Below are 13,857 nucleotides of genomic sequence, written 5' to 3' on the forward strand. Positions count from 1 at the left end.
ACGATCTGTTAAAAGAAGGTATCATTTAACGACTCCATGAAACCTGCACGAGCTTACCCTTCCCAAAACTTGAATATAAGGTCGTGCAAGCCCTGCCTGCCGGCAGGCAGGTTCATAGCCGATAAAAACAATTATAATCCATGAAAAACAACTACGCCTTAATTATGGCAGGGGGAATTGGCAGCAGGTTTTGGCCTATAAGCCGTACCGCTCACCCTAAACAATTCATTGATATACTTGGCACAGGGAAAACCTTGATCCAGCAAACCTTTGATCGATTCCTGAAGATCGTTCCCCAGGAAAATATCTTCATTCTAACTAATGAGATTTATGCAGACCTTGTTCTGGAACAAATTCCGGGAATGGATAGAAGCAGAATATTATGTGAACCGGTAATGCGTAATACCGCTCCATGTATCGCTTATGGATGCCATAAAATTCAGAAATTGAATCCGGATGCTGCTATAGTTGTTGCTCCTTCAGATCATTTGATACTTAACAACGAAGAGTTTATAAGAAGTATCAACAAATCGCTCGAAACGGCTACTCAAAATGATTGCCTGATAACCCTTGGTATCAAGCCGTCGCGACCTGACACGGGGTATGGCTACATACAATACAATACAAAAAAGATCGACGATGATTTCTATAAGGTCAAGACCTTTACAGAAAAGCCAAATCTGGAGTTAGCCCGAACATTCGTCCAAAGCGGTGATTTCTTATGGAACGCAGGTATTTTCGTGTGGTCTGTAAAAAACATTCTTCAGTCATTCCAGAAGCACCTGCCTGAAATAAACGATATATTTAACGAAGGAGCTACTGTTTACAATACGGATAAAGAGAAAGACTTCATTCAGACAGCCTTTACTCAATGCACTAATATTTCAATCGATTATGGTGTAATGGAAAAGGCAGAGAATGTGTACGTCCTGCCGTCGGAATTTGGCTGGTCGGATCTCGGTACCTGGGCATCCGTATATGATCTGGCAGATAAAGATTATGTTGGAAATGCAGTTATTCCATCCGAAAAGGTAATTATGTACGATTCCTCCAACTGCATGGTAAATGTTCCGGAAGGCAAAGTGGTGGTGCTTCAAGGCTTACACGACTTTATCGTTGTAGAAGATAATAACACGCTCTTAATTTGTCCGCGCGACCGTGAACAGGAGATAAAACAGGTAGTGGCGGATGTGAAACAGCGTTTTGGTACAGAATTTATTTAGAAGTCATTTTTTGACGCACCGCTTCATATAATAATACCCCCGCAGAAACAGAAACATTCAACGATTCAATCTCTCCGAACATTGGGATCTTTGCAAGATGGTCTGAAATTCGTATCAGATCGTTAGAGATACCACTCTCCTCCGAGCCCATGATAACAGCTGTAGGCACAGTGTAATCCGGTTGATATAAATAGTCATTTGTCTTCTCGGTACATGCAACTAATTGTAAACCTGACTCCTGAAGGAATTTTGCTGTCTTAAAAAGGCTGTCATGTCGACAAACCGGAATTCTATAAAGCGCTCCAGCCGAAGTTTTTATAGCATCAGGTGTGATCTGTGCTGAGCCTTTACCAGGAACAATCAAGGCATGCACCCCTGCACATTCGGCAGTACGGGCAATAGCTCCGAAATTCCTAACGTCCGTAACACCATCGAGCATCAGTATTAATGGAACTTCTCCCCTTTCGTAAATGGCTGGAATAACGTTCTCTATCTTTTCATATGTTATTGGGGAAACGAACGCAACGGCTCCCTGATGATTTTTAGCAGTTAACCTGTTTAACTTCTCAACCGGCACCAGTTGAAAAGCCATTTCATTCTCTTTTATCAGGCTGCGCAGCTCCAGGATGATTCCTCCCGTTAAACCCCGCTGTATATAAAGGCTTTCAATTTCCTTTCCGCTTTTTATAGCTTCGATGACTGCCCGGATACCAAAGATCATCTGGTTGGACTCATGCGGAGAAGCATCTCGCCTTCTATTAAAAGAGTTAGTGTTCATTGATATATATTTTAGAACCGCGAAGTTAGATATAATTTCTGTTTGAAGGGGGAAGCCGGGTCATTTATCCTCAAAAATCACGGAGTTGTTAACATCGCAAAAAGTTATAAACACTGGGATGATCTATCTTTGAGCGCAATTTTCTTATTCTTTTCACTAGTTTTTCCACACCAGATGTTGATAGGAAAGTCATTGAGCGCTTTGATTGCTCATAGTGTCTTTTGCTAAAAATATACGGTGTGAGAAACTTAAAAATTTGCGGATTTTTTTTTATATACTTTTGTTATTATGAGTTTAGATAAGGACCAGGACTTCAACCGGGGGGACAAAAATACTTTCTCAGGGGATCGTCGAAACAGGCTTAGTACTATAGCTAGCGGCTTAGGGAAATTACCTCCTCAGGCGTTGGATTTAGAAGAGGCTGTACTTGGGGCACTTATGCTCGAAAAGGATGCACTTTCTGCTGTAATCGACATTTTAAAACCCGACGTTTTTTATAAAGACAGCCATCAAAAGATTTTTGAGGCTATCCAATTCCTTTTCCAAAAATCTTCACCCATAGATATTCTTACAGTAACTGCGCAGCTTCGCCAGCAGGGTGACCTGGAAATGATAGGCGGCGCCTATTATATTACTGAGCTGACAAACCGGGTTGCTTCAGCAGCAAACATCGAATATCATGCAAGGATAATCTCACAGAAATTTATCCAGCGCGAGCTGATCAGGATATCCACCGAGATTATCAGCAATGCTTATGAAGACACGACTGATATTTTCGATCTTCTTGACCATGCGGAAAAAAACCTTTTCGACATCGCTCAAAACAATCTCCGAAGGGATTCGAGGAAGATGGATGATATCATTCGTGAATCATTAGAAAATCTGGAGAAAATAAAAGACAAGGTTGACGGTCTTACGGGCGTGCCTTCCGGCTTTACAGCCCTGGACAGGATTACTTCCGGATGGCAACCTTCGGATCTGGTAATTATTGCAGCCCGGCCTGCAATGGGTAAAACAGCCTTCGTTTTGAGCTGCGCCCGGAATGCCGCAGTTCAGTTTGGCAAGCCGGTTGTGTTTTTCTCCCTTGAGATGTCATCCGTCCAATTGGTGAATCGTCTCATTTCAGGCGAAACTGAGATAGAACAGGAAAAAATCAGAAAAGGTCATTTGGCTGAATGGGAATGGCAGCAGCTGCATTCGAAGATCGGCAAACTGACAGAAGCACCATTATTTATCGATGATACCCCCGCACTGAACATATTTGAATTCAGGGCAAAATGCCGCCGTTTAAAGGCTCAATACGATATACAAATGATCATCATTGATTACCTGCAGCTAATGCATGGCAAGAGTGATGGCAAAGGAGGAAACCGGGAGCAGGAAATTGGCAGTATCTCCAGGGCACTGAAATCAGTTGCTAAGGAACTGAATGTTCCTGTTCTGGCACTATCGCAACTAAGCCGTGCTGTTGAGAACAGACCCGGTGGAAGTAAGAAACCAATGCTTTCGGATTTGAGGGAGTCAGGATCTATTGAGCAGGATGCAGATATGGTTCTTTTCCTTTATCGTCCGGAATATTACGGGCTAACGGAAGACGAACAGGGCCGTTCAACTGTAGGTATAGGCGAGGTTATCGTCGCGAAACACAGGAATGGAGAAACCGGTTCCGTGCCACTACGTTTTGTGGGCAAATTCGTGAAGTTTGTCGATCTCGAAGAAGATTTCACAGCGCCTGCTAACGCAAATCCTTTTGCTGGAATAGCGCCTTCTCAGGATTTTGAAAAGCCTAGTAACTTTATCATTCGCCCTTCCAGGATGGATGATATGGAGGATGAACCACCTTTTTGAGAACAAAGATCAAGGAACAAAGATCAAAGACAGGCAAAGGCTTAACTAAGAAAACAAGCCTAATAAGATACCCGCTAATATTAAAAACGGTGTTCTAACCCTTGTAAACACCAGGAGAAGAAACGTTATAGCTACTACACCAACTGACATCAGGCTTATCCCTATAGGCTGCATTAATAGGATAAATGCGGCCCCCATGAAACCTACAGATACGGCGTTTATCCCCGAAAGGGAATTCTTGATCCTTGTGATCTTTTTAAGATCAGTCCAGAAGGGAACGATGAACAAAATCAATATAAGTCCCGGTAAATTAATCCCTAAAACAGCGATAAGCCCGCCCAATATTTGGCCCACAACACTATAACCTGCATTTTTGAGTGTCATTGCCCCTACAAAAGACGTAAACGAGAAGGTTGGTCCCGGCAATGCTTGCTGGAGAGCATATCCCGACAGAAACTGATCTGAAGTTAGATATTCCTTCATATCTACAAACTCTGTATACATGAACGGAACAAGTACCTGCCCACCACCGAAGATCATGATCCCGTTACGGTAAAAATTTTCAAAGAGGCGGATCGGCAGACTAAATGGTGATGTACGATTTACGATAGCGCCGAGACCAGCAAAAAACAGAAGTACACCTACAAAATAGGCTATTTTTCTTGGGTTAACCTTCGAGAAAAGCTTGCTTCTAATCTCCGTTTCTTCCAGCGGCGTATCAATTGCCGATGAGATGATTCCACCAATTAAAATGATAATAGGAAACGCATAAGCGTTTCTAAGTATGAGGGTAGCTACAAGAGAAGCACCTGCGAGCCAAAAAGCTGTATTTGTTTTCAATATCGCTCTCCCGAACTTGTAGGCAGCATAACCAACGATACCGACAGCAACAGGTTGGATATAATTAAGAACATGTTCAAATTTTTCCTTCTGGCCAAGGGTGGTATAACTAACGACCGCAAGACACATTATTGCTGCCGACGGGATCACCCAGATTAGAAATGTCGAGATAGCAATTGAAAGTCCCCCGACCTTATACGCTATTCCTACTAGTGTTTGAGTTGATGAAGGGCCCGGCAGGATCTGCGTTAGTGCATTTAACTCAAGCAGTTCGGGTTCCGAAATATATTTTCGCTTAAGCACGAAATGCTTGAGCATCATTCCCACATGCGCCTGCGCACCCCCAAATGCTGTCAGGGTAAACCAAACAACATCGCTTAGAAAGATGAGGTGGCGTTTGGTCAGCATTTAGTCGTCTTCATAATCCAGGCCCATTGCTGAGTTATAAACGCCTTGCAATTCGGAGAAAGCGTGCATATCTTTTGCGTTGCGCGATACTTCCATTCCCTTTTGATAGGTTGCTATGGCATCAGCCTTACGGTCGAGTTGTTCATATAATTTACCGGCATGGTAATACGTACCAACATATTCAGGATGGTTTTTCAGAAGGTCTTCATAGTATTCGAGAGATTTATCCAGCTCTTTCGAATTCAGGTATTCAGTTGCTAAAGCATATTTTAAAAAGGGATCATTGGGTTCACTTTCCAGGAAATTGAGAAGCTTCTGTAATCTTATATGATGCATTTTAATTTCGCTTTTTTGACTAGATTTGTAAAAACAGAATCTTTATGAAGATATTAGTTTGTGTCAGTAATGTCCCGGATACCACAACAAAAATAACTTTTACCAGTGATAATACACAATTCAATACAGCTGGCGTACAATTTATATTGAACCCGTATGATGAGATTGCGTTAGCACGGGCGATCGAGTTATCTGAAGGCGGTAAAGGTACGGTTACTGTTATACACGTGGGAGAGGCATCCGCAGAACCAACAATAAGAAAAGCTTTGGCCATCGGGGCTGATGATGCAGTTCGTATTAATGCAGCACCACGCGACGCATATTTCGTTTCATTTCAGATAGCAGAGTATGCAAAGAGCAACGGATTTGATCTGATTCTTACCGGCCGTGAATCAATTGACTATAATGGTTCGCAGGTTGGAGCTATGATCGGAGAATTTCTGGACATCCCTTCAATCTCAATCATCAAAAAGCTTGATGCCGATGGTACCAGTGCAAGTATAGAACGTGAAATCGAAGGTGGAAAAGAGATATTAAAGGTTAATTTCCCTTTGGTAGCAAGTTGTGCTGAAGGCGTGGCCGAACCAAAGATCCCCAATATGCGTGGAATTATGTCGGCAAGGACAAAACCTTTGCAGGTAATCGAAGCGTCAGACATAGAGAAACTGGTCACATTTAAATCTTACACTGCTCCTGCCCCACGCGGAGCTGTAACGATGTTAACACCAGATGAAACAGAAAAGCTTGTAAGCTTATTACATACAGAGGCAAAAGTCATTTAACGAACCTTAATTAAATCTCCCGCAGGGGAAACGAGCGAATATGTCAGTTTTAGTATATGTAGAGAATGCAGAAGGCAAGTTTAAGAAATCTACTTTCGAAGTAGTTTCTTATGCTAAAGCAGTGGCTGGACTATTAAACACCGATTTGATAGCAATCTCGATTGGAGATGTTAAACAGGATGAGCTAAGTACCTTAGGCAAATACGGTGCTTCGAAGGTCCTCGATGTAAAAAGTGATAAACTTAAAACATTTGTTATCCAGGCTTATGCTACGGTTATCGCTGAAGCGGCAAACAAAGAAGGCTCTGATGTCCTGGTTTTGGCAAATTCTTTTAGTGGAAAAGGTCTGGCGCCACGTATTGCTGTTAAATTACAAGCTGGCTTGGCAGACTCAGCAGTTGAGGTCCCGAAGATTGAAAACGGCAGTTTTATGATTAAAAAGACAGCTTTCTCAGGAAAAGCCTTCGCATCTGTTGAGTTGAACTCAGCAAAAAAAGTGATCGCATTAAATCCTAATTCATACCAGTTAACAGAATCTGCAGGCGAAGTAAAAATTGAAGATTACCAGCCTGAAATTAAGGAATCTGATTTGCGCATAACCGTAATTGAAGTTGTAAGGGCCACTGATAAGATCGCCCTACCAGACGCTGAGCTTGTTGTCTCAGCCGGCCGTGGATTAAAAGGTTCCGAAAACTGGTCGATCATAGAAGAGCTTGCCGACGCGCTTGGAGCAGCAACCGCATGCTCGAAGCCAGTTTCAGATGCCGGATGGCGTCCTCACGAGGAGCACGTTGGACAGACTGGTATTGCTGTAAGCCCTAATCTTTACATTGCTGTCGGAATATCAGGGGCTATTCAGCATTTAGCAGGTGTAAGCTCTTCCAAAACGATAGTAGTGATTAATAAAGACCCCGAAGCACCATTCTTTAAGGTTGCCGATTATGGTATAGTCGGTGATGCATTCGAGGTCGTCCCTAAATTAACAGAGGCTATAAAAGCTTATAAATCACATTCTTAATTAGCGTGATTTACTTACGTGTTAAGCTTTCTTAATGAAGAAGATAAAATTAGATATAGTTGGGTTATCTTATAGTCAGACACAGTCAGGAGCTTATGCTCTTGTACTTGGCGAAGTAAACGGCCGCAGGCGCTTACCTATTATCATAGGCGGTTTTGAAGCTCAGGCAATTGCCATTGAGATAGAGAAAATGACTCCCAGCCGTCCTCTTACACACGATCTTTTTAAATCACTTGCCGAGGTATACAGTGTTACTATACAGGAAGTTATAATTTACAATCTTGTAGACGGTATCTTTTATGCAAAGCTGATGTGCAGTGATGGCAAGAAGGTTTCTGAAATTGATGCACGTACTTCTGACGCCATTGCTCTTGCCGTCAGATTTGATTGCCCGATCTATACCTATGAATTTATCCTGGCAACAGCAGGCATCGTAATAGAAGGAAATGAATTTGTATTTCTCGAAAACATCGAATCTCAGCCAGAAGAAAAAACTCCCCCCGCTGCTTTAAGCTATAGCTCTTTAAGTGAAGATGAGCTTAAAGCCAAACTTAAAGAAGCCCTTGCAGATGAAGCATATGAAAGGGCAGCAAAGATCCGTGATGAGCTTTCCAAAAGACGATCTTCCTGATTTAGTGCGATTAGCCCCTAAGTTTTAATATCCGATTGGTTTATATTCTAAATTAATTCTATCTTTTGCAATAAATAGCGCAAAACATGAATATAAAATCACGGCTCATGGTCATGAACTTCCTTCAGTTCTTTATCTGGGGTTCATGGTTAATATCCCTTGGCGGATATATGATAGTTACCCTCAATTTCACGGGGGTTGAAGTAGGAAGCATTTTCGCCACAATGGGTATTGCCTCCTTATTTATGCCCGCTGTTATGGGTATAATTGCCGATCGTTTTTTCAACGCTGAGCGCGTATTAGGTGCCTGTCATATCGTCGGCGCCCTCCTGCTTTTTCTCGCAGCACAAATTGAAGATTACCCCTCCCTGTATATTATCATGTTGTTTAACTGTATGGCTTATATGCCTACAATAGCGTTGGCCAATACTGTGTCATATAACGCTCTGGAGAAGAATAACATGGATATTGTGAAGTCGTTCCCTCCCATCCGGGTTTGGGGTACGATCGGATTTATAGCTGCTATGTGGGTAGTCGATCTGATGGACCTCACCAAAAGCCCTATGCAGCTTTACGTAAGTGCCGCGGCGTCTCTTTTGCTCGGACTCTATTCATTCACTATGCCACCGCGTCCGCCTCTGAAGTCTGGAGATGCGCGCAGCTTTTCTTCAAGTCTTGGGCTGGACGCACTGGTTCTTTTCAAATCGCGTAAGCTGGCTATTTTCTTCATCTTTTCTATGTTCTTAGGTGCTGCTTTACAGATAACTAACCTGTTTGGCGGCTCCTTTCTTGATGACTTCAAAAGCACATATCCTGACTCTTTTGGTGTTCAGCATCCTAACTTACTACTGTCTATTTCACAGATTTCTGAAACCCTGTTTATCCTTACTATTCCATTCTTCCTCTATAAGTTCGGCATCCGGACGGTGATGTTATTCAGTATAATTGCCTGGGTATTACGTTTTGCTTTATTTGGGATAGGTAACCCGGGAGATGGTTTATGGCTCCTCGTACTATCGATGATCATTTACGGAATGGCTTTCGACTTCTTCAATATCTCAGGTTCTCTGTTCGTGGAAAGAGAAGCTGATCCGGCTATCCGGGCGAGTGCTCAGGGATTGTTCATGCTAATGACAAACGGCCTGGGTGCATTTTTTGGAGGAATTCTGAGCGGATGGGTTGTTGACTTTTTCACCAGTGGTGGCGTTCGCGACTGGCAGAGCATTTGGTTTACATTCGCGGGATACGCATTATTGCTTGCCATCATATTCCCATTTGTCTTTAAGTACAAACACGTACCAGATCAGCTGAAAGCAGTAGAGCATTAAGATGTCAAAACATTACCGTAAGGAAAATAATTGTCTTAACTGCGGAAAAGTTGTTGAAGGTAAGTTCTGCAGCAACTGCGGCCAGGAAAATATCGAAATCAAAGAACCATTCTGGGCTTTTGTAAGCCACGGTATCGGACATTACTTTCATTATAATTCAAAGTTCAAACAGACCTTAAGGCCCTTCCTTACAAAGCCTGGAAAGCTCACCAAAGATTATATGGAAGGGCGTCGTGCCAGCCACATCCCACCAATCAGTCTTTATCTATTCATTACGATTGTTTATTTCCTTTGTTCTCCAATTTTCAAGGCGACTTGGCTGTTATAATCACTAATGCCGTTGGGATGATCCTAGTTGTCTTAATTAGCTGACAGAATACATAAAAAAAACCGGTAGTTTTGATACCGGCTCTTACTTAATTTCTATTCTTTATATCTACATATTCGCGAAGGGTCTCGCCAATATATATCTGCCTTGGTCGACCAATTGGCTCCTTATTTTCCCGCATCTCCTTCCATTGTCCAATCCATCCCGGCAAACGGCCTAAGGCAAATAAAACGGTGAACATATCCGTTGGGAAACCAAGGGCACGATAAATAATGCCTGAGTAGAAGTCAACATTCGGATATAATTTACGCTCAACAAAATAGGGGTCGCTTAACGCAGCAGCTTCAAGTTTCTTTGCGATATCCAAAACCGGATCATCGATGCCTAACTTATCTAATACATCATCACATGCCTTTTTAATGATCTTTGCACGAGGATCAAAGTTTTTATATACACGGTGACCAAATCCCATTAAACGGAAAGGGTCATTTTTGTCTTTCGCTTTATTGATCCATTTGTCGGTATCACCTCCATCGTTTTTGATCTGCTCAAGCATTTCTATCACCGCCTGATTCGCTCCGCCATGCAATGGTCCCCATAAAGCAGAAATCCCTGCGGATATTGATGCGTACAGATTACACTCTGACGAACCTACCATTCTAACAGTTGATGTCGAACAGTTTTGCTCGTGATCTGCATGCAGAATAAACAATACGTTCATTGCAGATACAAACACCGGATCTATTTCAACATCCTCAGTACGCTGACCAAAAGTCATATTCAGAAAATTGTCTACATATCCCAGCTTGTTTAATGGATATATCACAGGGTGCCCCAAAGATTTTTTATAGATCCATGAAACCACTGTTGTCATTTTAGCAAGAAGCTTAATGATTGTTTGATTTTGTTCCTCGGCAGTCGGCCTTGATTTTAACGACTCAGGATAAAAAGCTGATAATGAGCAGATCAAAGAAGAAAGCTGGCCCATTGGGTGAGATTTAGAAGGAAATCCATCAAAGAATTTCTTCATGTCCTCGTGAACCAGAGTATGCTTTGAAATGTCAGCCTGGAAAGCATCAAGCTTAGCCTGCGAAGGCAATTCTCCGTAAATCAGAAGGTAAGCAACTTCAAGAAAGGATGATTTTTTCGCCAGCTCTTCTATGGCGTAACCTCTGTATTTTAAAATACCTTCCTCTCCGTCAAGAAACGTTATAGCACTTTTGGTAGCACCAGTATTTTTGTAACCAGAATCCAGCGTGACAAATCCGCTTTGATCACGAAGCTTTGAAATATCTATTGCCTTTTCACCCTCAGTACCTTCAATTATTGGTAAATCGTACGTTTTGTCCCCTATTTTTAAGGATGCTGATTCAGACATGTTGGTTTATAATAGTTATTAGACAAAACTAATAATTATGCTCGCTTATGTGGCAACTTTGACAAAAGGTTTTGCAATATTTTTGTTAATGAAAATCAATTAACATTGGCTATCACACAATTAATACTGAATTATTGGTATTTAATCAGAAAGTATAGGGCAGGTACGCTTGTAGCTGCCGAATTAATTCTTGCCGGCACCTATGGTTTCTTTAACTGATCCGCAATTAAGCATTTCATCGCCGTAATAAGGATTTCTAACTTCTTTTTCTGCAGCAAGCCAATAACCGCCCTTGCCTTCATTAATCATAGGACAATGCATAACGTACATTGCTCCGGAATTAACATCGGTGTGCTTCAGCAGAGCGACGATATCTGAACTCAATGCTGTGAAATGAACGCGCTGGGTTTTTAGGTCCCCTGCCGCAGCAATTTTATTCGCCAATGATGCCGTGTTCTCACATCCCTGAACATTCGCCAGCGATGTCGCTAATTCCTTCCCAGCCGCCTGTGCTCCTGCAGCGTCCGAGGACACCAGAACATCTTTTAACTTTAAATAGTCATTATAAACCTCCTGGGTTTTGTCATCTTTAAGATCTGCTGCTGGCGCTGATCCTACAGCTGTCGAATCAACTGCCTTGGCGTCTTTGGTTTCGCCCGTTTGGTTGCAAGCAGTAAACATACCCGCGATAACCAAGCCTGAAATAACTAGTCGTAAATTCATAGTGTTCTGTTTTTTTTTAAATATCGGTAATAATGCTGAATATGTAGCTTAAAAACTAGAAAGTCCCGCAATGTGCGGGACTTTACAAAATTAGTTCAGGTTAAATCCGTAAGCCAAACGAAGCGCTACCTGTCCGGGATTCTTCAAGACTATAAGCGAATTACCCGTCATCCCTTCATAACGTAAGCCTATATCAATACCTGCGTTCGTACCTACTCCTATTCCGGGTGCATATATAAATGTCATATTCGATCCGTCACGGGTTCCGAAACCTACTCCAACTTCTCCTGAGAAGTAAAAACGTGCAACCGGGAATACTTTAATGCCGGCTTTGACAGGAATGAAGTCCAAATTGTTTACGTCAGTTCGAGCAGGTAAAGTTAAAGCTGGATTTGGCTTAACTGAAAAAGTATTATATCCTACAGAAAGAATACCTGAAATATTACTCGTAAAATCCTGCTGTAATCTCACGTCCCCGCCAAAGCCGAATTTATAACCCTGTGTAGTCGGGATTCCGGCACTTAAGCCTAGACCAAGTCGTGTAGCTTTTGAATCTCCATCATTTACCGAAGTGGTTTGGGCGTTAGCATTGGCTGATCCAATAAGAATAACTGCTGCAACTGCTGCAGAAGCAATTAATGATTTTGTTCTTTTCATAAATTCAATAGAGCATATATTAAACTCACGCCCTGTTAAACAAGGTCTGTGCCAATAATGTTAGATTAAAGAAAATGAATGTTTAAACTGATATGGACCTTGGATTCCGAACCAGGGATGTTTATCTTTTTAAAATAAGATATCCCTTATTCACTTGTTTTGTCCGGTCAGGCCCTATTGTGCGATAAGTAGTGACTAAATAGAAATATACCCCGTCACTCAAAGGCAGATCCGAATTGACAAGTAGGCCCTTATTCGCAAAGCCCTTAAAATTCCTGTCACTGTTGTTATAATTTTTTATAGAGAATAATTCATTTCCCCAACGATTGAATATTAAAACTTCGTTGTCAGGAAACATCTCAATATTTTGGATGGTGAAAAACTCGTTGCCGCTTCCGTCACCATTTGGCGACATAAGGGGATCCGGCATAATCTCAGCATTTATAGGTTCATCCTTCGGTATATCAGTTGTTGGCGGAGGAGGATAAACGTCATTTATTATAACTACAGCTCCATTTCCTATCCGCACATCAGCGTTTGAAACAGTCTTTATTTTCAATATAACATCTTCATCACCTTCCTGAAACCCGTCGTTGAGCGCTGCGATAGTCATCTTTTGGGTAGTTGAAAGAGATCCCCTTGGAATAGTCAAGCTCATAAACTGGTCGAGCACCAGGTAATCTCTTTCCTTTTCTGCTTTCCCGCTGTAAGCAACGGTTATAGTCACATTTTCATTAAATACTCGTTCCAACCTTGCTGTTACTGACACCTTTTTGCCTTCCCAAACAGATGAGAGTTCCGGAGTTAAATAGACGGTTGAAACAGGGCGCACGTTTATAGCCACCTTAGCCGAATGGCAATCTCCCACGGCGGTACATATCTGGTATGAGAACTCAGCAGAGCCCGCGAAACCATTGTCGGGAATAAAGGTAAATTTACCGTCGGGTTCAAATGTTATTTTTCCGTTTTTCGGATCCGTTAATTTAATGAAAGTCGTCTTCGCAGCCTGCGGACTCGTGTCATTCGGAGCTACGTCGCCTAGCAATACACTACCTTGTTCTACACTGAAATTATCGTTTCTCGCTACAGGTAAACATTTCTCCAGCGCAATCTCTCCCTTCACGATAAAGGTACATCCCGCCGCATCCCTGACGATCATTTCGTAGCTGCCAGACTTGAGATTATTAACATCTGCGTCCGATAAGACAGAACCTGTCCACGATATTTTATAGGGTTTTGTCCCGCCTGTAATGTTGCTTGAAATTGCACCATCATTATTAAGGCAGCTGGCATTTTTTAAGGTCAAAACCGCATTAAGTGGTGCTGGTTGTGAAATCACTACATCGGCAGTTGTTGTACACTTAACCGCATCAGTCACAATCACTTTGTATGTTCCTGGCAGCAAGCCTGTCAGATTTTGCGTGGCCTGACCCTTATCCCACTTATACGTGTAAGGAGCAGTTCCTCCTTTTACGTCCAGCGAAATAGACCCTGTACCGGATCCGTAGCATGAAATATTTGACTTTGCAACGATGACTTCAAGTACCTGTGGTTGTGATATTGTTATTGTTGATTTCGT

At 42.2% G+C, this 13,857-nt stretch carries 13 protein-coding genes; 6 read left to right on the forward strand and 7 right to left on the reverse strand.

What is annotated here, in order from left to right; all coding sequences use genetic code 11:
* The first annotated feature begins 140 nt into the window (after positions 1 to 140).
* Positions 141 to 1,223, forward strand: a complete 1,083-nt coding sequence (locus tag WKF69_RS13940; protein WP_340382685.1) for a mannose-1-phosphate guanylyltransferase — start codon at positions 141 to 143, stop codon at positions 1,221 to 1,223.
* Here the strand turns inward: WKF69_RS13940 and rlmB are convergent.
* Positions 1,216 to 2,001, reverse strand: coding sequence for a 23S rRNA (guanosine(2251)-2'-O)-methyltransferase RlmB (gene rlmB / locus WKF69_RS13945; protein ID WP_340382686.1), 786 nt, complete (start codon positions 1,999 to 2,001; stop codon positions 1,216 to 1,218). The genes WKF69_RS13940 and rlmB overlap by 8 nt on opposite strands.
* 288 nt (positions 2,002 to 2,289) lie before the next feature.
* On the opposite strand from rlmB, the gene dnaB reads away from it, so the two are divergent.
* Positions 2,290 to 3,849, forward strand: coding sequence for a replicative DNA helicase (gene dnaB / locus WKF69_RS13950; RefSeq protein ID WP_340382687.1), 1,560 nt, complete (start codon positions 2,290 to 2,292; stop codon positions 3,847 to 3,849).
* Positions 3,850 to 3,894: 45 nt separating this feature from the next.
* On the opposite strand, the gene chrA is transcribed toward dnaB, so the two are convergent.
* Complete coding sequence (chrA, locus tag WKF69_RS13955; RefSeq protein WP_340382688.1) at positions 3,895 to 5,097, reverse strand: chromate efflux transporter; 1,203 nt, start codon at positions 5,095 to 5,097, stop codon at positions 3,895 to 3,897.
* Complete coding sequence (locus tag WKF69_RS13960; RefSeq protein ID WP_340382689.1) at positions 5,098 to 5,433, reverse strand: tetratricopeptide repeat protein; 336 nt, start codon at positions 5,431 to 5,433, stop codon at positions 5,098 to 5,100.
* 44 nt (positions 5,434 to 5,477) lie between these two features.
* On the opposite strand from WKF69_RS13960, the gene WKF69_RS13965 reads away from it, so the two are divergent.
* The 4 genes from WKF69_RS13965 (at position 5,478) to WKF69_RS13980 (ending at position 9,192) form a co-directional block, all read left to right on the forward strand.
* Positions 5,478 to 6,215, forward strand: a complete 738-nt coding sequence (locus WKF69_RS13965; protein ID WP_340382690.1) for an electron transfer flavoprotein subunit beta/FixA family protein — start codon at positions 5,478 to 5,480, stop codon at positions 6,213 to 6,215.
* Between the two features lie 40 nt (positions 6,216 to 6,255).
* The gene (locus WKF69_RS13970; protein ID WP_340382691.1) at positions 6,256 to 7,233 is read left to right on the forward strand and encodes an electron transfer flavoprotein subunit alpha/FixB family protein; all 978 of its coding nucleotides are present in this window, start codon (positions 6,256 to 6,258) and stop codon (positions 7,231 to 7,233) included.
* Positions 7,234 to 7,267: 34 nt separating this feature from the next.
* Entirely contained in the window at positions 7,268 to 7,864 is a 597-nt protein-coding gene (locus tag WKF69_RS13975; protein WP_340382692.1) for a bifunctional nuclease family protein, read from the forward strand.
* A gap of 86 nt (positions 7,865 to 7,950) precedes the next feature.
* On the forward strand, positions 7,951 to 9,192 hold the full coding sequence (locus WKF69_RS13980; RefSeq protein ID WP_340382693.1) for a nucleoside permease: 1,242 nt from the start codon (positions 7,951 to 7,953) through the stop codon (positions 9,190 to 9,192).
* A gap of 416 nt (positions 9,193 to 9,608) precedes the next feature.
* Here the strand turns inward: WKF69_RS13980 and WKF69_RS13985 are convergent, their stop codons facing one another.
* The 4 genes from WKF69_RS13985 to WKF69_RS14000 all read right to left on the reverse strand — a co-directional run.
* Complete coding sequence (locus tag WKF69_RS13985) at positions 9,609 to 10,898, reverse strand: citrate synthase (RefSeq protein WP_340382694.1); 1,290 nt, start codon at positions 10,896 to 10,898, stop codon at positions 9,609 to 9,611.
* A gap of 183 nt (positions 10,899 to 11,081) precedes the next feature.
* Complete coding sequence (locus WKF69_RS13990) at positions 11,082 to 11,621, reverse strand: DUF3347 domain-containing protein (protein WP_340382695.1); 540 nt, start codon at positions 11,619 to 11,621, stop codon at positions 11,082 to 11,084.
* A 90-nt stretch (positions 11,622 to 11,711) separates the two neighbouring features.
* Complete coding sequence (locus tag WKF69_RS13995; RefSeq protein WP_340382696.1) at positions 11,712 to 12,278, reverse strand: hypothetical protein; 567 nt, start codon at positions 12,276 to 12,278, stop codon at positions 11,712 to 11,714.
* Positions 12,279 to 12,399: 121 nt separating this feature from the next.
* On the reverse strand, positions 12,400 to 13,857 hold a 1,458-nt coding region (locus WKF69_RS14000; protein ID WP_340382697.1), incomplete at its 5' end, for a gliding motility-associated C-terminal domain-containing protein.

Source organism: Daejeonella sp., from assembly GCF_037719425.1.
Classification (GTDB): domain Bacteria; phylum Bacteroidota; class Bacteroidia; order Sphingobacteriales; family Sphingobacteriaceae; genus Daejeonella.

Coding starts and splice junctions, on each gene's coding strand:
- WKF69_RS13940 (WP_340382685.1), top strand. CDS start 141: ATGAAAAACAACTACGCCTTAATTATGGCAGGGGGAATTGGCAGCAGG.
- rlmB (WP_340382686.1), bottom strand. CDS start 2,001: ATGAACACTAACTCTTTTAATAGAAGGCGAGATGCTTCTCCGCATGAG.
- dnaB (WP_340382687.1), top strand. CDS start 2,290: ATGAGTTTAGATAAGGACCAGGACTTCAACCGGGGGGACAAAAATACT.
- chrA (WP_340382688.1), bottom strand. CDS start 5,097: ATGCTGACCAAACGCCACCTCATCTTTCTAAGCGATGTTGTTTGGTTT.
- WKF69_RS13960 (WP_340382689.1), bottom strand. CDS start 5,433: ATGCATCATATAAGATTACAGAAGCTTCTCAATTTCCTGGAAAGTGAA.
- WKF69_RS13965 (WP_340382690.1), top strand. CDS start 5,478: ATGAAGATATTAGTTTGTGTCAGTAATGTCCCGGATACCACAACAAAA.
- WKF69_RS13970 (WP_340382691.1), top strand. CDS start 6,256: ATGTCAGTTTTAGTATATGTAGAGAATGCAGAAGGCAAGTTTAAGAAA.
- WKF69_RS13975 (WP_340382692.1), top strand. CDS start 7,268: ATGAAGAAGATAAAATTAGATATAGTTGGGTTATCTTATAGTCAGACA.
- WKF69_RS13980 (WP_340382693.1), top strand. CDS start 7,951: ATGAATATAAAATCACGGCTCATGGTCATGAACTTCCTTCAGTTCTTT.
- WKF69_RS13985 (WP_340382694.1), bottom strand. CDS start 10,898: ATGTCTGAATCAGCATCCTTAAAAATAGGGGACAAAACGTACGATTTA.
- WKF69_RS13990 (WP_340382695.1), bottom strand. CDS start 11,621: ATGAATTTACGACTAGTTATTTCAGGCTTGGTTATCGCGGGTATGTTT.
- WKF69_RS13995 (WP_340382696.1), bottom strand. CDS start 12,278: ATGAAAAGAACAAAATCATTAATTGCTTCTGCAGCAGTTGCAGCAGTT.